Source organism: Acidobacteriota bacterium, assembly GCA_012517875.1.
Classification (GTDB): Bacteria; Acidobacteriota; JAAYUB01; order JAAYUB01; family JAAYUB01; genus JAAYUB01.
The window spans coordinates 20,740-43,000 of sequence record JAAYUB010000139.1; the positions used below are offsets into that span (position 1 = coordinate 20,740).

At 63.8% G+C, this 22,261-nt stretch carries 17 protein-coding genes and 5 tRNA genes; 20 read left to right on the forward strand and 2 right to left on the reverse strand.

Translation table 11 applies throughout. The features are described 5' to 3' along the window. The first annotated feature begins 26 nt into the window (after positions 1–26). The 20 genes from GX414_14145 (at position 27) to GX414_14240 (ending at position 20,028) form a co-directional block, all read left to right on the forward strand. Complete coding sequence (locus GX414_14145; protein NLI48244.1) at positions 27–713, forward strand: hypothetical protein; 687 nt, start codon at positions 27–29, stop codon at positions 711–713. Further along, positions 710–2,800 carry a S9 family peptidase gene (locus GX414_14150; protein NLI48245.1) on the forward strand — a complete coding sequence of 697 codons (2,091 nt, stop codon included), beginning with the start codon at positions 710–712 and terminating at the stop codon, positions 2,798–2,800. The genes GX414_14145 and GX414_14150 overlap by 4 nt, the downstream gene beginning before the upstream one ends. A 152-nt stretch (positions 2,801–2,952) precedes the next feature. Next, a tRNA-Thr gene (locus GX414_14155) sits at positions 2,953–3,028 on the forward strand. A gap of 34 nt (positions 3,029–3,062) precedes the next feature. Next, a tRNA-Tyr gene (locus GX414_14160) sits at positions 3,063–3,150 on the forward strand. Between the two features lie 94 nt (positions 3,151–3,244). Next, positions 3,245–3,321 (forward strand) — tRNA-Gly (locus tag GX414_14165). Positions 3,322–3,351: 30 nt separating this feature from the next. Then, positions 3,352–3,427: transfer RNA gene (locus tag GX414_14170), tRNA-Thr, on the forward strand. Between the two features lie 56 nt (positions 3,428–3,483). Further along, complete coding sequence (tuf, locus tag GX414_14175) at positions 3,484–4,674, forward strand: elongation factor Tu (GenBank protein ID NLI48246.1); 1,191 nt, start codon at positions 3,484–3,486, stop codon at positions 4,672–4,674. Between the two features lie 28 nt (positions 4,675–4,702). Then, positions 4,703–4,852, forward strand: a complete 150-nt coding sequence (gene rpmG, locus GX414_14180) for a 50S ribosomal protein L33 (GenBank protein ID NLI48247.1) — start codon at positions 4,703–4,705, stop codon at positions 4,850–4,852. Positions 4,853–4,870: 18 nt separating this feature from the next. Then, positions 4,871–4,947, forward strand: a tRNA-Trp gene (locus GX414_14185). A gap of 77 nt (positions 4,948–5,024) precedes the next feature. Further along, entirely contained in the window at positions 5,025–5,228 is a 204-nt protein-coding gene (gene secE / locus GX414_14190; GenBank protein ID NLI48248.1) for a preprotein translocase subunit SecE, read from the forward strand. 3 nt (positions 5,229–5,231) lie between these two features. Next, the gene (nusG, locus tag GX414_14195) at positions 5,232–5,765 is read left to right on the forward strand and encodes a transcription termination/antitermination protein NusG (GenBank protein NLI48249.1); all 534 of its coding nucleotides are present in this window, start codon (positions 5,232–5,234) and stop codon (positions 5,763–5,765) included. A 9-nt stretch (positions 5,766–5,774) separates the two neighbouring features. After that, complete coding sequence (rplK, locus tag GX414_14200; GenBank protein ID NLI48250.1) at positions 5,775–6,200, forward strand: 50S ribosomal protein L11; 426 nt, start codon at positions 5,775–5,777, stop codon at positions 6,198–6,200. 12 nt (positions 6,201–6,212) lie between these two features. Beyond that, complete coding sequence (locus GX414_14205; protein NLI48251.1) at positions 6,213–6,917, forward strand: 50S ribosomal protein L1; 705 nt, start codon at positions 6,213–6,215, stop codon at positions 6,915–6,917. A gap of 2 nt (positions 6,918–6,919) precedes the next feature. Further along, positions 6,920–7,432 (forward strand): 50S ribosomal protein L10, encoded by a 513-nt coding sequence (locus GX414_14210; protein ID NLI48252.1) that lies wholly within the window; start codon positions 6,920–6,922, stop codon positions 7,430–7,432. Between the two features lie 39 nt (positions 7,433–7,471). Beyond that, a complete protein-coding gene (rplL, locus tag GX414_14215) occupies positions 7,472–7,852 on the forward strand; it encodes a 50S ribosomal protein L7/L12 (GenBank protein NLI48253.1) in 381 nt (126 codons plus the stop codon). Between the two features lie 233 nt (positions 7,853–8,085). Beyond that, positions 8,086–12,351, forward strand: coding sequence for a DNA-directed RNA polymerase subunit beta (gene rpoB, locus GX414_14220; GenBank protein ID NLI48254.1), 4,266 nt, complete (start codon positions 8,086–8,088; stop codon positions 12,349–12,351). Between the two features lie 62 nt (positions 12,352–12,413). Then, complete coding sequence (gene rpoC / locus GX414_14225) at positions 12,414–16,574, forward strand: DNA-directed RNA polymerase subunit beta' (protein ID NLI48255.1); 4,161 nt, start codon at positions 12,414–12,416, stop codon at positions 16,572–16,574. Between the two features lie 354 nt (positions 16,575–16,928). Continuing rightward, a complete protein-coding gene (locus GX414_14230) occupies positions 16,929–18,227 on the forward strand; it encodes a membrane dipeptidase (GenBank protein ID NLI48256.1) in 1,299 nt (432 codons plus the stop codon). Further along, positions 18,224–19,354 carry a hypothetical protein gene (locus GX414_14235; protein ID NLI48257.1) on the forward strand — a complete coding sequence of 377 codons (1,131 nt, stop codon included), beginning with the start codon at positions 18,224–18,226 and terminating at the stop codon, positions 19,352–19,354. Before GX414_14230 ends, GX414_14235 begins: the two co-directional genes overlap by 4 nt. Before the next feature lie 32 nt (positions 19,355–19,386). Continuing rightward, complete coding sequence (locus tag GX414_14240) at positions 19,387–20,028, forward strand: histidine phosphatase family protein (GenBank protein NLI48258.1); 642 nt, start codon at positions 19,387–19,389, stop codon at positions 20,026–20,028. A 340-nt stretch (positions 20,029–20,368) separates the two neighbouring features. On the opposite strand, the gene GX414_14245 is transcribed toward GX414_14240, so the two are convergent. Then, entirely contained in the window at positions 20,369–21,670 is a 1,302-nt protein-coding gene (locus tag GX414_14245) for a radical SAM protein (protein NLI48259.1), read from the reverse strand. Continuing rightward, complete coding sequence (locus GX414_14250; protein ID NLI48260.1) at positions 21,667–22,212, reverse strand: DUF4416 family protein; 546 nt, start codon at positions 22,210–22,212, stop codon at positions 21,667–21,669. Before GX414_14250 ends, GX414_14245 begins: the two co-directional genes overlap by 4 nt. Positions 22,213–22,261: the final 49 nt, after the last annotated feature.

Sequence of the window (22,261 nt, forward strand, 5' to 3'; positions counted from 1 at the left end):
TTATTATGTATTGACAGGAGGAGATCATGATCCAGATGCAATGGACGATCCGCCTGATACTGGCCGGACTGGCCTTGCTCGGGCTGCTCGTGATGATGGGCTGCGGGATGTGCTCCCGGAAGCCCTCCGCAGAAAAGGCGGCCGATGAAGCCGAAGAAGCCCGGAAAGCCGCCGAGCCGGGGCTCCAGCAGATGGGCGACGCGTTGTCCCAGATGAAGGAAGTGATGGAAGGCAAGCGTGAGGCGGTTGAGCCGGTGGATCATCAGGCGCTCAAGGCGCTGTTGCCCGAGACAGCCGCCGACCTGGCGCGCGAATCAACCGAGGGTGAAAAGTCGGGCGCCATGGGGGTCAAGGTGTCCATGGCCCGCGCCCACTATGCCAACGAGGAATCCAGTCTGGACATCGAGATCACGGATATGGGCACGGCTTCGGGTTTGACCGCCATGGCGTCAGCCGCCTGGACCTTGGTCGACGTTGACAAGGAATCCGCTGATGGCTACGAGCGGACCACGACTTACCGCGGCCACCGGGCGTTTGAGGAATACGACAACAACGCCCAGCGGGGCAAGATGCGCGTGCTGGTCGCCAAGCGGTTCATCGTCAACGTCCAGGGTTCCAATCTGCCCATGGATCGGATCAAGTCCGCGTTGAACGAGGTGAACCTCGGCCAACTCGCCGCCCTCGCGAAGGAAACCGCGGAGCCCGCCCAATGAGGGATTTCCGACCCCGCGGCCGGCATCTGACCGTCGTCGTGCTCGGCCTGCTCCTGGCCGGCTTGACCGCCGGCGCGTTCGCCGCGCCAGCGGCCCTGTCACCCGGCGACATGTGCCGCCTCCGGTCCGTGACCGAAGCCCGGATCAGTCCCGACGGAAAGTGGATCGCCGCGGTGGTCAGCCGCCAGCGGGAAGCCGGCGACGCGCCCGGCGGCAACTATGCCGAGTTGCATGTCTGGTCCGTGGAGACGGGTCAGGCGCGCCCCTTCATCACCGGGCAGGTGGCGGTCAGCGCGCCGGAGTGGTCGCCCGACGGCCGCCTCATTGCGTTTCTGCTCAAACGTGGTGACGATGCCAAGACACAGATCTGGACGATTCCCGCCGACGGGGGCGAGGCCGCGCCGGCGACGCAGTCTGCGACCGACGTCCTCGCCTTCCGCTGGCATCCGGACGGCTCCCGGCTGGCCTACGTCGCCCAGCCGTCGCCGACGGCCCGCGAGCAGGAGCTGGAGAAGAAAGGTTACAACTTCATCTATTTCGAGGAGAACCTGAAGCCGCGCGCCCTTCACCTCGTCGGCCTGCCCGCGGGCGGGGTGTTCCCGGAACCCGTCCTCCTGGTCGGCGACCTCAGCGTCTGGGATTTCTGCTTCAGCCCGGACGGCGCACGAATCGCCCTGGCGGCCACCGAGCGCAATCTGGTGGATCACATGTACATGTTCCAAAAGATCTACCGGCTCGAGCTGGCCGACCGCGCGCTGACCCCGTGGGTGGATCCCGACGGCAAACTGGGCCGGCTGGCCTTCAGCCCCGACGGCGCCAAACTGGCGTACACCGCGGCGGCCGAGCGCAAGGACCATGCCGAGAGCCAGGTGTACGTGGTGGCGCAGGGCGGGCGCACGCCGCGCAACCTCACCCCGCCCGACTTCGCCGGACATGTGGCGTGGGCGGGTTGGCAGGATGCGGACACCGTGCTCTACCTCGCCGGCGAGGGCGTCAGCCAAACGTTGAGCGCCGTCGCCTGGCGCGGCGGTGAGCGCCGGCTGCTCCTGGACGGCGCGGCGTGTGGTCTGGTGTTCGGCGCACCGCATGCCGCGCGGGATGGGCGGGTGATGGCGATGACCGGCCACGCCGCCGCGCATCCGACTGAGCTCTTCGTCTGGACCGGCACCGGTGAACCGCGCCGCCTGTCATGGTCCAATCCCTGGCTGCCGGAGCGCACCCTGGGCCGGCAGGAGGTCATTCGCTACGCCGCCCGCGACGGACGCTCCATTGAAGGATTGTTGGTCCATCCGACCGCGGAGGAGCCGAGCCGGAAGCCGCCGCTGGTGGTGGTCGTCCACGGCGGCCCCGAGGCGCATTATGCCAACGGCTGGCTCACCCGATACTCCGAACCGGTGCAGGTCCTGGCCGGCATGGGCTACCTGGTCTTCCTGCCCAACTACCGGGCCAGCACCGGCTACGGTGTCGCCTTCGCCGCCGAGGGGTACGGCGACCCGGCAGGCAAGGAGTTTGACGACATCGCCGACGGCATCGACCACCTCGTCTGCGCCGGGATGGCCGACGCCGGCCGCGTGGGCCTGATCGGCGGCTCCTACGGCGGCTACGCCGCGGCGTGGTTCGCCAGCTACTACACCCGCTACGTCCGGGCGGTGTGCATGTTCGTCGGCATCAGCGACCTGGTCAGCAAGCGCGGCACCACCGACATCCCGTACGAGGAACTCCAGGTCCACTCCGGCAAACCGCTGGAGCAGATGTGGGAGTTGGCGCTGCAGCGCAGCCCCCTGTATCACGCCGCCAAGAGCCGCACCGCCGTTCTCATCATCGGCGGCGCCCAGGACACCCGGGTCCACCCGAGCCAGAGCCTCGAGTTCTACCGCCAGCTCAAGATGACCGGCCATCCGGCAGTCCGCCTGGTGCAGTACCCTGGCGAAGGGCACGGCAACCGGAAACAGCCCGGCCGCATCGACACGCTCCTTCGCCAGCTCGACTGGCTGGACTGGTACGTGCGCGACCTCAAGCCGCTGGACGGGCCGCTGCCGCCGCTGGATCTGAGCGACCGGTACGGTTTGACCCTGCCGGACCGTTGAGGCCCGTTTTTTCAATTAATCGCTTGCCAAACGGCGGGCGATTGCGATAACATGCAACTTTTGGAGCGGCGAACCCCGACGTGTTCGGGGTTCTTGTTTGATTTTTCGCTTGACGTGGGCCGCCGCCTGTGTTAGCTTAGGCGACTCGCGATGCTGGCGTAGCTCAACCGGTAGAGCAGCTGATTTGTAATCAGCGGGTTGGGGGTTCAAGTCCTCTCGCCAGCTCCACAGACAGCATAGTTATTTGCACCTGCAATAAGACGGAGAGGTGGTCGAGCGGTCAATGGCAGCGGGCTGTAAACCCGCCGGACTTAGGTCCTACGGAGGTTCAAATCCTCCCCTCTCCACCATGATTTTGAGGCGAGGTTCAGGCTTCAGAGGGAGAACGCCCCCCAGTTGTTCGCATACAGACCTCGGGCTGAATCGAGTCTTGACGCCTTGAAAGCGGGAGTAGCTCAGCTGGCTAGAGCATCAGCCTTCCAAGCTGAGGGTCGCGGGTTCGAATCCCGTCTCCCGCTCCACTTTGCCTTCAAAATTTCGATCGGCTCCGGGCCCACGTAGCTCAGTCGGTAGAGCACTTCCTTGGTAAGGAAGGGGTCACCAGTTCAATTCTGGTCGTGGGCTCCATCTCTCTTCATTTGGAACATGGCATTTATTAATGATGATTTTGGAGGAGATCAGCAATGGCTAAAGAAAAGTTTGAACGGACCAAGCCTCACGTCAACATCGGCACCATCGGTCACGTCGACCACGGCAAGACGACGTTGACGGCCGCGATCACCCGGGTCCTGGCGAAGAACAATCCCAAGATCAAGTTCCGCAGCTTCGACTCCATCGACAACGCCCCGGAAGAAAAGGCGCGCGGCATCACGATCGCCACCGCCCACGTCGAGTACGAAACGAGCAACCGGCACTACGCCAACGTGGACTGCCCCGGCCATGCCGACTACATCAAGAACATGATCACCGGCGCGGCCCAGATGGACGGCGCCATCCTCGTGGTGAGCGCGCCGGACGGCCCCATGCCCCAGACCCGCGAGCACATCCTGCTGGCCCGCCAGGTCGGCGTCCCCTGCATCGTGGTCGCCCTAAACAAGGTGGATGCGGTGGACGATCCGGAGCTGCTGGACCTCGTGGAAATGGAAGTGCGCGACCTGCTCAGCAAGTACGAGTTTCCCGGCGACGAAATCCCCATCGTCCGTGTCAGCGCCCTCCGGGCTCTGGAAACCGACGATCCCGAGGCTGAAAAGGGCATCCTGAACCTGATGGATGCGGTGGACAGCTACGTGCCGCTGCCGCAGCGTGACGTCGAGAAGCCCTTCCTGATGCCCATCGAGGATGTGTTCAGCATCAGCGGCCGCGGCACCGTCGTGACCGGCCGCGTGGAGCGGGGCAAGGTCCATGTCCAGGAAGAGATCGAGATCGTCGGCATCCGGCCCACCATGAAGCGCGTGGTCACCGGTGTCGAAATGTTCCGCAAGCTGCTGGATGAAGGCCAGGCCGGCGACAACATCGGACTGCTGCTTCGCGGCACCGACAAGGACGAGGTTGAACGCGGCCAGGTCGTGGCTAAGCCCGGCACCATCACCCCGCACACTCACTTCAAGGGCGAAGTCTACATCCTGACGAAGGAAGAGGGCGGTCGTCACACCCCGTTCTTCAACGGCTACCGGCCCCAGTTCTACTTCCGGACCACCGACGTGACCGGCAACGCCACTCTGAGCCAGGGCGTTGAAATGGTCATGCCGGGCGACAACACCAGCCTCGAGATCAAGTTGATCACCCCGATCGCCATGGAAAAGGGTCTCCGTTTCGCCATCCGCGAAGGCGGCCGGACCGTGGGCGCCGGGACCATCACCGAGATCATCGAGTAGCCGGGCGCTTCCCGGCGGGGTTTGACCCATGCGTGAACAAGTACAACTGCAGTGCAGCGAGTGCAAGAACAAGAACTATACGACGACGCGCGACAAGAAGAAGCATAGCGAAAAATACGAGCTCAGCAAGTATTGCCCATTCTGTCGCCGGCACACGCCGCACAAAGAAGCCAAATAGTCGGAGTTTGGAGCGTGCAGGCCAGTAGCTCTAATGGCTAGAGCGCCGGTCTCCAAAACCGGATGTTGGGGGTTCGAATCCCTCCTGGCCTGCCATTTATTCCTTTTGATAAGCCGAGGAATAGCCTGTGACGAACATCATTGAAGCGGTCAAGCGTTTTTTCACCTCTGTTGTGGACACGTTCAAGCGGTTCTTCAGTTTCATCAGCGAAACGAAGTCGGAACTGAAGAAAGTCTCGTGGCCGGATCAGAAAGAGGTTTACAGCACCACGATCGTGGTCATCTTGACCTCGGTCTTCTTCGGCTTCTACCTGTTTCTGGTGGATCTGGCCCTGCAGCACGGGATTCACTACTTGAGCACACTGTTCCGGGAATGATCCATGGGCGACAAGAAGTGGTACATCATCCACACCTATAGCGGCTTCGAGCGCCGGGTCGCCGAGAGCCTGATGAACCGCATCCAGATCGCCGGGATCGAGGGCGCCATCGGGCAGATCCTGATCCCCACCGAGGATCTCGTGGAGATCAAGGGCGGCAAGAAGGTGGTCACGTCCAAGATCGTGTATCCCGGGTATGTGCTCATCGAACTGGACATGACCGACGAGATGTGGCACCTGATCCGCTCCATCCCCCGGGTGACGGGATTCATCAGCTCCGGCGGCAAGCCGACGCCGCTGACCGAGGAAGAGATCAACAGCCTGATGAGCTCCCTGATGGCGTCGGCGGAGAAGCCCAAGCCCCGCTTCCGGTTCGAGAAAGGCGAAACCGTCAAGATCATCGACGGTCCCTTCTCCAACTTCGTCGGGGTCGTGGATGACATCAACAACGAAAAGAGCACGCTGAAGGTTTCGGTCACCATTTTCGGGCGTCAGACCCCGGTGGAGCTCAACTTCCTTCAGGTGGAGAAGATTTAAGGAGTTCCCATGGCCAAAAAAGCGGTTGGTTTCATCAAACTGCAGATACCCGCCGGTCAGGCCACTCCGGCCCCTCCCGTGGGCCCGGCACTCGGCCAGCACGGCGTCAACATCATGGATTTCTGCAAGAACTTCAATGCGAAGACTCAGAAGGAGTCGGGACTGATCATCCCGGTGGTCATCACGGTTTACAGTGACAAGTCCTACTCCTTCATCACCACGACGCCGCCGGCGGCGGTGCTCTTGAAGCAGATGGCGAAAATCGCCAAGGGTTCCCCCGAGCCCAACAAAAACAAGGTGGCCAAGCTGTCCATGGCTCAGGTCAAGGATATTGCCAAGACGAAGCTGCCCGACCTGAACTGCTACGACGTGGACGCCGCGGTGAAAATCATCATGGGCACCGCGCGGAGCATGGGCATCGAAATTAGTGAATAGAGGTGGATTCCGATGGCCAAACGCGGAAAGAAATACAACAACGCCTCCCAACTCGTGGACCTGCGGGAATATGAACTAGACGAGGCTGTTGCCCTGATCAAGAAGATCGCCTTTGCCAAATTCGACGAGACACTCGAAGTCTCCATGCGGCTGGGCGTCAATCCCAAGTACGCCGACCAGATGGTCCGCGGCACGGTGGTGCTGCCCCACGGTCTGGGCAAATCGAAGAAGGTGGCGGTCATCACCTCGGCCGAGAAGTTCAAGGAAGCCCAGGACGCCGGCGCCGACGAAGTGGGCGCCGAGGACCTGGTGGAGAAGATCTCCAAAGGCTACCTGGACTTTGACGCCGTCGTGGCCACACCCGACATGATGAAGTTCGTCGGCCGCCTCGGCAAGGTTCTGGGCCCTCGCGGCCTGATGCCCAACCCCAAAACCGGCACCGTAACGACGGAGGTGGGGAAGGCCATCAACGAGATCAAAGCCGGCAAGGTGGAGTTCCGGGTGGACAAGGGCGGCGTGGTCCACGCTCCAGTCGGCAAGCTCTCCTTCGATGTGAAACAGCTCATCGAGAATGCGTCGGCCTTCATCGACGCCGTCGTCAAAGCCAAGCCGCCCGCCAGCAAGGGCAAGTATATCCATAGCATCTTCGCCTGTTCGTCCATGGGGCCCGGGATCCAGATCTCCCTGCCCGCGTTCGAAAAAGGCGCGAGGAAATAGCCGTGAACAAGACCGAAAAAGAACAACTGCGCGAAGAACTGCACCACATCTTCAAAACCCACCCGTACGCCCTCGTACTCAGCTTCAGCGGGTTGAAGGTGAACGACGTGGCCGCCCTCCGGCGCAAGCTGCGCGATTCCAAGTGCGCCTACCGGGTGGTCAAAAACACCGTGGCCAAGATCGCCGCCGACGGCACGCCCATGGCCGCCCTGCTGGATCAGTTCGAGGGGACTACGGCCATTGCCTACCACCCCTCCGATCCCGTGGTCCTGGCCAGGATCTTCAGCGACTTCACCAAGGAAAACAAGGCCATCGGGTTCAAGGGCATCCTGCTCGAAGGCCGGCCGCTGCCCGCCGACCAGCTCGAGATGGTGGTCAACATGCCCACCAAGGACCAGTCGCTCAGCAAGCTGCTGTTCCTGCTCAATTACCCGGTCACCAGTCTGGCCCGCGTGCTCCAGGCGTCGCTCCGCGACCTCTGCCTGGTCATGAAGGAAGCTCGGAAAGAATCCTGAGATTGATAAGCAATTAATTCTGGAGGTACCATAATGTCTATCACCCGTGAAGAAGTCCTCAACTGGATCGAGCAGTCGACGATGCTGGAAATCGCCCAGCTGGTCAAGGACATCGAGACGAAGTTCGGTGTCTCCGCCGCCGCGGCCGCCCCGGTCATGGTGGGTGCCGCCGCCCCCGGCGCTGCCGCTGCGGCTGTGGCTGAGGAGAAGACCGAATTCGAAGTGGTCCTGAAGGAAGTGGGCGCCGAGAAAATCAAGGTCATCAAGGTGGTCCGCGAAGTCACCAGCCTGGGCCTGAAAGAGGCCAAGGACCTGGTGGAGGGCGCACCCAAGCCGGTCAAGGAAGGGGTCTCGAAGGACGAGGCCGAGTCCATCAAGAAGAAATTCGAAGAAGTCGGCGCCAAGGTTGAAATCAAGTAGGTCCGCGCCGGGGGACCGGCGAGAACCGGGAAAACGGGATGGAAGGGAGCGTTTCCCTTTCATTCCCTTTTTCCATTTAACCTTTTCTTTTTGCCCGGTTTAGGGTAGAATTTGTGACATCCCGGCGGACGGTTGCAGCCCATCAGCTAGGCGCCCGTTGCCGCTCTGACAGATGCCGACCCCCCTTAACTGAGACGAGCCCGGACCCATTCTTACCCTGGAGATTTACGCCCATGGCCGAATCTATCACCCCTCAGCAGGATAGACACGATTTCGGACATATCTCGGCAACCGTCCCCATCCCCAACCTGCTCGAGATCCAGATGAAATCGTACCAGACCTTCCTGCAGATGGAACTGCTGCCGAACGAGCGGGAAGATATCGGAATCCAGTCGGTGTTCACTTCGATCTTTCCCATCGAAGATTTCCGCTCCACCGCCAGTCTCGAGTTCGTCCATTACACGCTGGGCGACTGGGAGTGCAAGTGCGGGAGTCTGGTGGGGATCGAACACCTGCGCTCGAAGTGCGTGGACTGCGGCCAGACCATCGTCACCAATCCGCAACACCTCGGTCATATCATCTGCCCGGCGTGCGGCGCCCGCAACGAAAACAAGTTTTCCCGGTGCGTCTCCTGCGGCGATCCGGTCGAGCTGAAAATCAAGTACACCATCGACGAATGCATCGACCGCGGCATGACCTATTCGGTGCCGCTCAAGGTCACCGTCCGGCTCGTGCTCTACGACGTCGATGAGGAGAGCGGCAGCCGGACCATCCGCGACATGAAGCAGCAGGAGGTGTTCTTCGGCGAAGTGCCGCTGATGACGCCCCGGGGCACGTTCATCATCAACGGCACCGAACGCGTCATCGTCTCCCAGCTGCACCGCTCGCCCGGCGTGTTCTTCGAGGTGGACTCGGAGCGCAAATACTACCTCGGCAAAGTGATTCCCTACCGCGGCTCGTGGGTGGAGTTCGAGTACGACCACAAGAACATCCTGTACATCCGCATCGACCGCAAGCGCAAGTTCCTGGCCACGATCTTCCTGCGGGCCTTGGGCTACGAGAGCAACGAGGAGATCCTGAACCTCTTTTACCGGCCGGTTACCATCACGCTGAAAGGGGGCAAGATCAGCCGGATGCTCGACGAGACTCTCATCGGCAGCAAGCTGCGCCAGACCGTCACCCACCCGGATGATCCCACCGACGTGCTGTACAAGAGCGGCGAACGATTCAATTTCGGCCACCTCGAGGACCTCAAGAGCATCGGCATGAAGCAGCTGTTGCTCACCGCCGACGACCTGCAGGGCGCCATCCTGCTTAACGACGTCGTTAACATGGAAACCGGCGAGATCCTGGGTGAAGCCAACGAGGACATCACCGCCACGATGATCAACCGGATGTTCGAGGCCGGGGTCAAGCAGCTCCAGATCTGCTACCCCGAGTTCGACGACGCCGGCCCGACCATCTCCGCTACGCTCCACAAGGACCCCATCCAGACGAGCCAGGAGGCGCTGATCGAGTTCTACAAGAAGCTGCGTCCCGGCGACCCCCCGACCCTCGAGGTCGCTTCGAGCATGTTCCAGGGCATGTTCTTCGACGCCAAGCGCTACGACTTGTCCAAGGTGGGCCGGCTCAAATCCAACCTGAAGCTGGACCGAGACATCCCTCTGACCCAGCGCACACTCACGCAGCAGGACTTCATCGACGTCCTGAACTACCAGTTGAAGCTGCCCGTGGGCATCGGCACGGCCGACGACATCGACCACCTGGGCAACCGTCGGGTGCGTGCCGTCGGCGAGCTGTTGGAGAACCAGTTCCGCATCGGCCTCGTGCGCATGGAGCGCGCCATCAAGGAGAAGATGTCGGTGTTTCAGGAACTGGCCCAGATCATGCCCCATGACCTGATCAATTCCAAGCCGGTCATGGCCGCGCTGAAGGAATTTTTCGGCAGTTCCCAACTGTCCCAGTTCATGGACCAGACGCACCCGCTGTCGGAGATCACCCACAAGCGCCGGCTGTCGGCCCTGGGCCCCGGCGGCCTGTCCCGCGAGCGGGCCGGCTTCGAGGTCCGCGACGTGCATACGAGCCACTATGGCCGCCTCTGCCCCATCGAGACCCCGGAAGGCCCGAACATCGGCCTGATCAGCTCGCTGAGCTGCTTTGCCCGGATCAACGACTACGGGTTCATCGAATCGCCGTATCGCAAGGTCATCGACGGTCGGGTGGTGGAGCATGTCCGGATCACCGACCGCGGCGACTCCTCCTTCAAGATCTCCGAGATCGTCCTGCAGGAGGAGGCGGACGCCGAAAACGAGCGGCTGCGCAAGCGGAAGAAAAAAGTCTGCCTGTACGAGATCCACCCCTTCTACATGACTGCCTGGGAGGCGGAGAAGTACGTCATCGCCCAGTCCTCCATCCGGCTGGATGAGAAGGGCCACATCGTCGACGATCACGTGGATGCTCGCAAGGGGGGCAACTTCATCCTCTCCGCTCGCGAGGACGTCAACTTCATCGATGTCTCGCCCAAGCAGCTGGTCAGCGTGGCCGCCGCCCTGATCCCGTTCCTGGAGCACGACGACGCCAACCGCGCCCTGATGGGTTCCAACATGCAGCGCCAGGCGGTGCCGCTGCTTGTGGCCGAGCCGCCCATCGTGGGCACCGGCATGGAAGCCATCGCCGCCCGCGACTCCGGCGCCGTGGTGGTCAGCGCGCGGGCCGGGATCGTCGATCGCGTGGACGCCGAGCGCATCATCATCCGCGTCACCGACCCCGGCGACAGCAAGCGCCTCGCCCGCGAAGCCGGCGTCGACATTTATCTGCTCAACAAGTTCAAACGCTCCAACCAAAACACCTGCATCAACCAGAAGCCGCTGGTCAAGACGGGCGAATTCGTCCAGAAGGGCCAGGTCATCGCCGACGGCCACTGCACCAGCCACGGCGAACTGGCCCTGGGCCGGAACGTCCTGGTGGCCTTCATGCCCTGGGGCGGCTACAACTTCGAAGACGCGATCCTGATCAGCGAGAAACTGGTCAAGGAGGATGTGTACACCAGCATCCACATCGAGGAGCTGGAAATCGAAGCCCGCGAGACCAAGCTGGGTTCAGAGGAAATCACCCGCGACATCCCCAACGTTTCCGAGAAGGCGCTCAAGGACCTGGACGACAGCGGCGTCATCCGCATCGGCGCCTCCGTCAAACCGGGCAGCATCCTGGTGGGCAAGGTCACGCCCAAGAGCGAGACGCAGCTGTCCCCCGAGGAGAAGCTGCTGCGGGCGATCTTCGGCGACAAGGCCAGCGACGTCAAGGACAACTCCCTGAAATGCCCGCCGGGCATCGAGGGCATCGTGGTGGACGTCAAGATGTTCACCCGCAAAGGCGTCCAGAAGGATCTGCGCGCCCTGGCCATCGAGCAGGACCAGGTGGACAAGATGCGCTCCGACCTCGACGAGCAGATCCGCATCCTGCGCGAGGAGCGTGACAAGCAGGTCAGCCACCTGCTGGTCGGCCGGATCCTGGCCAAGCCGGTGAAGCACAAGGCGCTCGGTGTGGCGTGGGACAAGGGCACCGTCCTGACCGAGGAGATGCTACGGCCGCTGGGCATCAGCGACCTGAAGCTGCTCAAGGTCGAGGGCGAGGGCGTCGACCTGGCCCAGGAGATCCGCCTGATCGAGGACAAGATCAACAACAAAATCAGCGTGCTCGATGGCATCTTCGAAGAGAAGAAGAACTCCCTGGAGATCGGTGACGAGCTGCCCCCCGGCGTGAACAAGCTGGTCAAGGTCTACGTCGCCATGAAGCGCAAGGTGTCGGTGGGCGACAAGATGGCCGGCCGACACGGCAACAAGGGCGTCATCGCCAAGATCCTGCCCGATGAGGATATGCCCTTCCTGCCCGATGGCACGCCGGTCGAAATCGTGCTGAACCCCCTGGGCGTGCCCTCCCGCATGAACGTGGGCCAGATTCTGGAGACCCACCTCGGCTGGGCCGGCGTTGTACTGGGCATGCAATTCACAACGCCCGTGTTCGACGGCGCCAAGGAAGACGAGATCCGCGATCTGCTCAGCCGGTCCGGAATGGACACCTCTGGCAAAACGGTGCTGTTCGACGGCAAGACCGGCGAGGCGTTCGAGCAGAAGGTCACCGTGGGTTACATCTACATGATGAAACTGTCCCACTTGGTGGACGACAAGATCCACGCCCGCTCCATCGGCCCCTACTCCCTGATCACCCAGCAGCCGCTGGGCGGCAAGGCCCAGTTCGGCGGCCAGCGTTTCGGCGAGATGGAGGTCTGGGCGCTGGAAGCTTACGGCGCGGCGCACATCCTGCAAGAGCTGCTCACCGTCAAGTCCGACGATGTGCAGTGCCGGAACAAGATCTACGAATCCATTGTCAAGAACAAGGCTTCGTACGTGCCCGGCATCCCCGAGTCGTTCAACGTCCTGGTGCGCGAGCTGCAGAGCCTCTGCCTGGACGTTGAGCTGATCAAGTTCAGAGAAGACTGAGCGCTTCCGGCCAAGGAGGAACGAGCTTGAGCCAGACAATCTTCCGTGAAGACAAGCGCCGGTTGACCACTGATTTCGATTGCATCCGCCTGGGAGTCGCCTCCCCGGAGAAGATCATCAGCTGGTCGCACGGCGAAGTGAAGAAGCCCGAGACGATCAACTACCGCACGTTCCGGCCGGAACGCGACGGCCTGTTCTGCGCCAAGATCTTCGGGCCCACCAACGACTGGGAGTGCTTGTGCGGGAAGTACAAGCGGATGAAGTACAAGGGCGTGATCTGCGACAAGTGCGGCGTGGAGGTCACCCACTCCCGCGTCCGCCGCGAGCGGATGGGCCACATCACGCTGGCCTCGCCCAGCTCCCACGTCTGGTTCTTCAAGGGCCTGCCCAGCCGCATCGGGCAGCTCCTGGACATCAGCCTGAAGAACCTGGAGCGGGTGCTCTACTTCGAGTCGTACATCATCCTAGACCCCGGCACCAGCGGCCGCAAGGAACGAGACCTCCTCACCGAGGACGAGTACCGCACCATCCGCCTGGAGAACCCGGACAACTTCCGCGCCGGCATGGGCGCCGAAGCCATCCGCGAGATCCTGGCCCGGATGGACATGGAAGAGATGTCCAAGGACCTGCGCGACAAGATGCGCGCCGAGTCCTCGCACATGAAGAAGATCAAGCATGCCAAGCGGCTGAAGGTCGTGGACAGCTTCCGCAAGTCCGGCAACAAGCCGGAGTGGATGATCCTGACGGTCATTCCGGTGATCCCGCCCGAGCTGCGCCCCCTGGTGCCGCTCGACGGCGGCCGGTTCGCCACCTCCGACCTCAACGACCTGTACCGTCGGGTGCTCAACCGCAACAACCGGCTCAAGAAGCTGCTGGAGCTGCGCGCGCCCGAGGTGATCATCCGGAACGAGAAGCGCATGCTGCAGGAGGCGGTGGACGCGCTGTTCGACAACGGCCGGCGCGGCCGCGTGATCCGCGGCTCCAACAACCGTCCCCTGAAGTCGCTGTCCGACAACCTGAAGGGGAAGCAGGGCCGCTTCCGCCAGAACCTGCTGGGCAAGCGTGTCGACTACTCCGGCCGCTCCGTCATCGTGGTCAATCCCGAGCTGCGGCTCCACCAGTGCGGTCTGCCCAAGAAGATGGCGCTGGAACTCTTCAAGCCGTTCATCTACCACCGCCTGGAGGCTCTGGGCTACGCCTCCACCGTCAAGAGCGCCAAGGAGATGGTGGAAACCGAGCACCCCGACGTCTGGGACATCCTCGAAGAGGTGATCAAGGAGCACCCGGTGCTCCTCAACCGCGCCCCGACGCTGCACCGGCTGGGCATCCAGGCCTTCGAGCCTGTGCTGGTCGAGGGAAAGGCCATCCAGATCCACCCGCTGGTCTGCGCGGCGTTCAACGCCGACTTTGACGGCGACCAGATGGCCGTCCACGTGCCGCTGTCACCCGAGGCACAGGTCGAGGCCGCGGTGATCATGCTCAGCACGAACAACATCCTGAAGCCCGCCGACGGCCGGCCCATCACTGTGCCGTCGCAGGACATCGTGCTCGGCCTGTTCTACCTCACCAGCCTCAAGGCTCACGCCCGGGGCGCCGGCAAGGTGTTCGGCAGTTCAGACGAGATCTACTACGCCTTGGAGAACAAGGAAGTGGAGCTGCTGACGCCGATCCGCTTCCGCTACACCGGCCGCCTGATCAACCTGTCTAAGGACGACCAGGAGATCAGCGCCGCCACCGTCCAGGATGTGACCAACCACTACATCGACACCACCGTGGGCCGGGTCATCCTCAATGACCGCCTCCCGGCGGACATCCCGTTCATCAACGGCCGCCTGAACAAGGACGGCCTTAAGAAGCTGGTCACCTACGCCATCCTCAACCTGCCCCATCCGGTGACCATCAAGATCCTGGACGATCTGAAGGCGGTGGGCTTTGCCTACGCCACCCGCGCCGGCATTTCCATCGGCATCGACGACCTGGTCGTCCCCGCTGTGAAGCAGCAGATTGTCGACCGGGCCAAGAAGGACGTCATCGAGGTCGAGAACCAGTATCTCGCCGGCACCATCTCCAACGGCGAGCGCTACAACAAGGTGGTCGAGATCTGGAGCCAGGTGACCCACCGCGTGGCCGAAAAGATGTTCGTGGCCATGGAGGAGAAGGAGCGCACCACCGGCGAGTTCAACCCCATCAACCTGATGGCCACCTCCGGCGCCCGCGGCAGCAAGCAGCAGATCCGCCAGCTGGCCGGTATGCGCGGCCTGATGGCCAAACCGTCCGGCGAGATCATCGAGACACCCATCACTTCCAACTTCCGCGAGGGCCTCACCGTGCTGCAGTACTTCATCTCCACGCACGGCGCCCGCAAGGGTCTGGCGGACACCGCTCTGAAGACCGCCGACTCCGGCTACCTGACCCGCCGCCTGGTGGATGTGGCCCAGGACATGATCATCACCCAGGAGGATTGCGGCACGCTCGAGGGCGTCGAGGTCGGCGCCATCATCGAGATGGGCGAGGTGATCGTGCCCCTGAGCGACCGCATCGTCGGCCGCGTCTCCCAGGAGGACATCCTCAACCCCATCACCGGCGAGGCCATCGTCAGCCGCAACGAGGAGATCACTGAAGAGAAGGCCGCCGAGATCGAGAGCCTCGGCATCGAGAAGGCGCTCATCCGCTCGGCGCTCACCTGCAACGCCGCCCGCGGCGCCTGCATCAAGTGTTACGGCCGGAACCTGGGTACCGGCAACATGGTGGAAATGGGCGAGGCGGTGGGCGTCATTGCAGCCCAGTCCATCGGCGAGCCGGGCACCCAGCTCACCATGCGCACGTTCCACATCGGCGGCGCCGTCAGCCGCGCCGAGGTCCAGTCCACCATCGAGATCAAGCACCGTGGCAAGGTCCGGTTCGAGGGCGTGCAGTGCATCACCAACGCCCGCAACACGCTGACAGTCATGAACCGCAACGGCGCCATCGTCATCGAGGACGAGAAAGGCCGCGACCGCGAGCGCTACTCCGTCGTCTACGGTGCGCGCATCCTGGTCGCCGACGGTGACATCGTCGAGCCCGGCACCAAGATCGTGGAATGGGACCCGTTCTCCAACGTGTTCCTGAGCGAGTTCTCCGGCAAGATCCGCTTCAAGGACATCATCCCCGACGAGACGGTCAAGGAGGAGAAGGACGAGGTCTCGCTCAAGTCCATCAGCGTGATCATCTACTCGCCCAACGAGAAGCTGCAGCCCCAGATCGAGATCCTCGGCAAGAAGGGCGAGGTGCTCAAGTCGTACATGATCCCGGCCAAGGCCCACTTGGCCGTCAACGACGGCGACACCATCCAGGCCGGCGACATCCTGGCCAAGTTCCCGCTCGAATTCACCAAGGCCAAGGACATCACCGGCGGTCTGCCCCGCGTGGTGGAACTGTTTGAGGCACGCAAGCCCCGCCAGCCTGCCGTCATCACCGAGGTCGACGGCGTCGTCCACTTCGGCAATGTGATCCGCGGCCAGCGGAAGATCGAAATCAAGACCGCCACCGGCGACGTGAAGGAGTACTTCGTGCCGCGCGGCGCCTACATCACCTGCCAGGAGGGCGAGTTCATCAAGGCGGGCACGGCACTCATCAGCGGGCCCATCAACCCGCACGATATCCTCAAGGTCCTCGGCGTCAAACCGCTGCAGAGCTACCTGCTGAACGAAATTCAGGAAGTCTACCGCCTGCAGGGCGTCCAGATCAACGACAAGCACATCGAGGTGATCATCCGGCAGATGACCCGCTGGATCAAGGTCGAGGAGGTGGGCGACACCGAGTTCTACGTGGAGCAGCAGGTGGACAAGTTCCGCTTCCAGGAAGAGAACGAACGGATGGCCCGCGAGGGCAAGGTCCCGGCCATCGGCCGCTCGCTGCTGCTGGGCATCACCAAGTCGTCGCTGTCCACCGATTCGTTCATCTCGGCGGCGTCGTTCCAGGAGACCACCCGCGTGCTCACCGAGGCCTCCATCGCCGGCAAAGTGGATTACCTGCTCGGCCTGAAGGAGAACGTGATCATGGGCCGGCTGATCCCCGCCGGAACCGGCTTCAAGAAGTACCGCCAGTTCAAGCTCATCACCGAGCTCCGGGCGGAAGAAGCCGAGGCGATGCTCGAGAACACGGAAGGCCACGACATCGGCGAGCTGTCCGCCGAGGACTACATCCCCGAACGCGGCAAGCTGGCAGAGCCCGGCGACGAGTGAGTCGGGTCGGATCCTTCGTGCAAGGCCACCAACCGGCCGGAGCAGATGCTCCGGCCGGTTTTTTTTGAAGCGGGGAGAGGTGTGACCCCCAATCCGCCGCAGCGGATCGGGGACTTCCACCGGCGGGTCCCGCTGCGCCCGTTCGAGGCAGCCATGGATTTGTGGCCGGCGACGCGATCGACTGCAGGAGGCATCATGCCCACCTCTCCGTGTAGCGCAGGGGCGGTGTCGGCGCCGAGACTGGATGTGCGGGGTCCATCATGCGCGATGTTCCCCCCGTTGGCATCCACTCTCGAAGATGGTACACTCATCGCTTGGGGCTCGATTCGGCCCAATCCGACCAGGAGATTGATCGTGATGCTGATCCGCCGCCTGTTGCTGTTCGGCGCCGCCGCGGTCGCGCTGCTGCTGCCCATCGTTACGGCGGTGCCCGCGGACACCCGCCCTGCTGCGACGGCCGTGCCGCCGGCCCCGGCCGGCTACGAGGCCGGCTTGTGGCGGCGCGCCGTCACGCTGACCCATCGCGCCCTGGTCATCGACACCCATTGCGACGCCACCGGTCGGATGCAAAAAGCCGAGTACAACTTTGCCGCCGACACGCCCGAAGTTCACGTGGACATCCCTAAGATGCGCCGGGGCGGACTCGACGCCGAGTTCATGGCCGCGTTCACCTCGCCCCGCCATGAGGGCGCCGACGCGGTCACCGAGGCGCTGGGCCAGCTCGAGGCGCTGCGCGACACCGTCGACCGGCACCCTGGGGCGCTGGTCTTTGCCCGCACCGCTGGCGAGGTCGAGGCCGCGCCCAGAGCCGGCCGCCTGGCGCTGCTGGCCAGTCTGGAAAATGGCACGCCCATCCTGGAAAATCGGCTGGATCTGCTCCGGCTGTACCACCGGCTGGGAGTGCGCTATATCGGCCTCTGTCATAACACATCCAACTTCCTGTGCGACAGCTCCACCGACACGCCCACCTCCGGCGGACTCAGCACCTGGGGGCGGACGGTGGTGCGCGAGATGAACCGGCTGGGTATCATGGTGGACGTTTCGCACCTCGCCGACGCCACCGTGCGCGACCTGTTTGAGACGAGCCAGGCGCCCGTCTTCGCATCGCATTCCGCCTGCCGGGCGCTCTGCAACGCCCCGCGCAACCTGCCCGACGAGTTGATTCGCGCGATCGGCCGGCGCGGCGGTGTCGTCCAGGTGAACTTCTACGCCAGCTTCCTGAGCGATGAGTACGGCCGCCGGGAAGAGGAGCGGCGGGAGCGGCTCCGGCCGGAAATTGACAGGGTCCGGGCTCTGTTCACCACCGACATGGACGCGTATTTCCGCGAGATCACGCGAATCTTCAAGAATCACCCCATTCCACCGCCGCCGGTGTCCGCGCTCGTGGACCACATCGACCACGTGGTCCGGTTGGCGGGAATTGACCATGTGGGGATCGGCTCCGATTTCGACGGCATCTCGGCCATGCCCGAAGGGATGAACGGCTGCCAGGACCTGCCCATGGTGACCTACCACCTGCTGCAGCGCGGCTATTCCGAGCCGGACATTGAAAAAATCCTCGGCCGCAACTTCTTGCGCTACTTCCGGGAGGTGGAGCGGACCGCCGCCCGGCTGCAGCGGCCGGAACCGGCCGCTGTCGAGGCGGGCCAGTGAACCGGTTCCTGCCAGCGCTTTGGGTGGCGCTACTCCTCGTCGCGGCCTGGCTGCTCACCCTGACGGCCTTTGCCGTGCTCGAGGGGAATGACAGCGGCCTCTACTGCCGCGAGGAGGACCGATCGCTGGCGGTCATCGGAGTCATCCCCGGCTCGCGGTGGGCGACCGCGGGATTCCGGAGCGGCGATCGCATCACGGCCATCGACGGAGACACCGACCGGCTGCTCGACCGTCTGTATGCCGTCAAGATCGCCCAGCGCGAAGGGGATGCATACCGGTTCACGACCGTCCGGAGCGGAGTCGAAACGGAACGGGTCTATACCGCCGGGCCCAGCACCGCCCCGTGGCATAATTCGGCCAGTGTCTCCATCCTCTGCGAGACGGCGGTCAAGCTCGTCTATCTCGGCGCCGCGTTCTATTTTTTCTTCCTGTTCCAACCCGCCGGGCCCGTGAGCCGGGCCAGCGGAGCGCTCTTCCTGCTGCTGGCCCTGTTGACGCCGTTCTTTCAGCTCAACTTCGCCTACCTGTGCGATGTGCTGGGCGTCTGGAGCACCCGGGCGCTGACCGTGCCGCTGCTGACGGTGTGTCTGCTGCCGCTGGCGGTGTTGTGCGTGGGGAGCCGGCTGACGGAAGGGAATGCCCCGGGGCCGCCCACGGGGTTCGCCGGCCGCAGTCTCGTGGCGGTGTCGCTGCTGCTGTACGCCTCGTTCCTGTATGTGGCGCAGGACTATATCACGGTGTTGGCCCGTGGAGATCCGCCGTCGGCCCTGGTGCCCATCTTCAGCGTCTTCATGGTGCTCAACGGCCTGCTGCTGTTGCTGCTGGTCACCGCGACGGTGGTCGCCTTCCTGCTGGTCATCACCCGACTGGCCGGTTGGTCCGGAATCCGGCGCATGCCGGCCACCAACCGCCTGGTGGGCCTCCTGACCCTGGGCCTGGCCCTGCCCCTGCTGGCGGGCTTTTATCTGATGTACACGGATCAGCAGTTCACGCGCCTGTACGGACTGCGCAAGCTGCTGTACCTGATCTTCCCGGTGCTCTACATCCACGCCGTCACATTCTTCATGCGAAGCGCCGGCGGGGAGGATGTTGCCACCGGCCCCACCCCGCGGAGCGAAAACCCCTGAGCGCGGGGCCGGCCCCGCCGAGGAGATGCATCGTGACCGTCGCGACGACCACCCTGATTCTGATCCGACACGGCGAGACCGCCCTGAACGTGGAGAATATCTTCCGCGGCCGGACCGACATTCCCCTCAACGCCAACGGCCGCGAGCAGGCCGTGCGGCTGGCCGAGGCGCTCCGGACGCTGCCGCTGGCCGCCGTCTACTCCAGCCCCATGGACCGCGCGATGGCCACGGCGGCGCCTCTGGCCGCCGCCCACGGACTGACGGTTCAGCCGGCGGCGGCGTTCCATAACATCTGCTTGGGCGTGTGGGAAGGGCAGTCCAAGCGCGACGTCCAGCGGGAGCATCCGGAGCTCTGGCACCAGTGGGTGCACGACCCGGAGCACCTCCGCATCCCCGGCGGCGAAACGCTGGACGACCTGCGCGCCCGCGTCGAGGCGGGGCTGGCGGGGATCGTGGCCGCCCATACCGGGGCCACTGTGGCGGTGGTGTCGCACCGCAGTGTGCTCAAGGCGGCGCTGGCCGCCATCCTGGGCCTGGAACGACGGTACTTCTGGAAGTTCTACCTGGACAACGGCGCCTACACCACGGTGGAGCATCGTGCCGATATTGGCTACACCATCACCCGGCTCAACGAAGGCTGCCATCTGGGGGAGCGGACGGAGGAGCTGTTCTAGGAGCCGGGCTGGAGGCTCGGGGCTCGTTGCTGATCATCGTACTTCGGATATCGCGCTCGTAATTCGTAATCGTCATCGTAATCGCAATTCGTAATCGAGGCTCGAGACTCGAGGTTCGTGCCCGTAACGTGGACATCGGAATTCGGACCTGGGTTCCGGGATCTGGGTCACAGAACCCGGATCCTGTTAGCTATCCGCGAACCTGTGTACCTGCTAACGTGGGAACCTGCGAACATTCCAACGATCAAACCTTCGAACGGCTCGATTACGATCACGATTACGATGACGATTACGAATTGCGATAACGAATTACGAGTACGATTACGATTCAGAGCGCGGGTTAGGCGAGGCGGGCGTTCAGTGACAGGGCGAGGAGCTGCAGGTCGCGGTAACGCGCGCCGGCCCGCAGCATGGTCAGGGTTTTGTTGTGGCGGAGCGGCTCATCGCCGATCGCCGGATCCTGCTCCCGTGCCCGCTCGAAGTCGGGTGTGCCCGGGATGGGCGAGAAGCTGGCCAGCTGGATTTTAATTCCCAGCCGGTGCACGTACCGGATATCGACTTCCAACTCCGCCGGGTCCAATCCGGGCAGACCGAACAGCAGATAGGCGCCCATTTCACGCGCCGTGAAACCGGCCGCGCGCAGCGCAGCCACCGCCGCCTCGGCCGCGCCCCTGTCCACCTTGCCGGACGAGCGCGCCCGCGCCGCCTCTCCCATCCCCTCAAAGCCCAGTCGGATGGTGGCGAATCCGGCGGCTTGCAGGAGCCGGGCCGTGTCGCGGTCGATGTAGCGCGGATGGACGGCGTTGGGCAGATGGAACCGGATCGGCGGTCGCCACCGTGCGATCCCCTCCAGGATGGGCAGGAAGTGACGTTCGCGGTCGGCGAGCAGAGCGTCGTCATAGAAGGCCACGTGGCCCGCCCCCGTGACCGCCACCGTCTGCCGCAGCTCGTCGAGGACCGCTCCGGGCGCCTTGCGTCGCAGCCCGTCGTACATCATGGGGGTGGCGCAGTAAGTGCAGTGGAACGGACATCCCCAGCCGGTGAGCACGGCGGCGTGCCGCAGCGGATGGCCGTAGAGATGATAGGCCGGCCGGAGAGAATCGAGCGCCGCCACCGGCAGCCCGGTGATGGCGGCAACCGCCCGGGCGGCCGCCATCGGTTCCGCCGCGGCTACCACGTCGTCGAACAGCCCCGACCGCTGCGCGTGCTCCGGGCAGAGCGCGGCGTAGACGCCGCCGAGCACGATCCGGGCGCGGGGGAACGCGGCCCGCAGCCGGCGTGCCGCCCGAAACACGCCGCTGTACCAATACGTCATGGTGCTGCCCAGGAGGACAAAATCGGGCTCGGCCATCGCCGCCAGGCGGGCGTCGAAATCGATGTCGCCCATCCCGAACCGGTAATAGTGGCGGCGCGTGCCGGCCAGCGGCGCCGGCTTGGGGATCCGCACGGACGGGAACCGGCCGGTGGCATGGAACCGGTCCGGGCCGCCCACCACCTCTCGGGCCAGGCAGTCGAGCAGTGTCACGCCGGCGCCCGCTGCCTCGAGCAGTGCGCCGACGTGCAGCAAGCCCAACGGCCGGAGCCAGAGGTCGTAGGCGGTGAAATCCTCGATCCAGGGATTGACCAGCAGCACCCGGCTCATGGTTGCGCCTGGGTCAGTTCGCGCCGGTAGGCGTCGCGGAGCTCCGTGAAGAAGGCCTGGTACGCGGGGGAGCGAAAGTCGGGGAACGTCCAGGGGAGCGCTTCCCAGCGCCGGTTCCGCCACTGGAGGGTCACTTCGCCCCAGATGCCCTCGGCGAGGTACACGCGGTGGGCAAAATTCTTTGTGCTGGCCAGCACGATTTTGGCCTGCTCCAGGTAGCCCGGGTCCAGGTTCACCGGCCGGCGGAGACCCGTCGCCTCGTCGGCGGCCAACTCCGCCTCGAGGCGGTTGGTAGTCACTTTCAGTGCGGGCAAGCCGCCCGGCGGCGCCAATCCCGCGAAGGCGGCAAACCGGCGCCACACCACCGGCCCCATGTCGTCGCGGTAGTAATCGGTGAAGTTGAATGGCAGCGGTTCGCTCAGCCGGTCGACGGGACCGCATGCGGATGTGAGCCGCTCCAAGACCGCCGCCCACGGGAAGCCGTCGGCATAGAGCACGCCGCAGAACAGCTTCACCGGCGGGACGGATCGGATCTGGCCCACGACAGCCTCCTGGATCAGCCGCCATTATGCCCCAGACGCGGTGATTTGG

What these genes read in the sequence shown, in the direction of transcription:
- tuf (NLI48246.1), top strand. Translation starts at nt 3,484, where the DNA reads ATGGCTAAAGAAAAGTTTGAACGGACCAAGCCTCACGTCAACATCGGC.
- GX414_14245 (NLI48259.1), bottom strand. Translation starts at nt 21,670, where the DNA reads ATGAGCCGGGTGCTGCTGGTCAATCCCTGGATCGAGGATTTCACCGCC.
- rpmG (NLI48247.1), top strand. Translation starts at nt 4,703, where the DNA reads ATGCGTGAACAAGTACAACTGCAGTGCAGCGAGTGCAAGAACAAGAAC.
- rplK (NLI48250.1), top strand. Translation starts at nt 5,775, where the DNA reads ATGGCCAAAAAAGCGGTTGGTTTCATCAAACTGCAGATACCCGCCGGT.
- rpoB (NLI48254.1), top strand. Translation starts at nt 8,086, where the DNA reads ATGGCCGAATCTATCACCCCTCAGCAGGATAGACACGATTTCGGACAT.
- nusG (NLI48249.1), top strand. Translation starts at nt 5,232, where the DNA reads ATGGGCGACAAGAAGTGGTACATCATCCACACCTATAGCGGCTTCGAG.
- GX414_14150 (NLI48245.1), top strand. Translation starts at nt 710, where the DNA reads ATGAGGGATTTCCGACCCCGCGGCCGGCATCTGACCGTCGTCGTGCTC.
- GX414_14205 (NLI48251.1), top strand. Translation starts at nt 6,213, where the DNA reads ATGGCCAAACGCGGAAAGAAATACAACAACGCCTCCCAACTCGTGGAC.
- GX414_14145 (NLI48244.1), top strand. Translation starts at nt 27, where the DNA reads ATGATCCAGATGCAATGGACGATCCGCCTGATACTGGCCGGACTGGCC.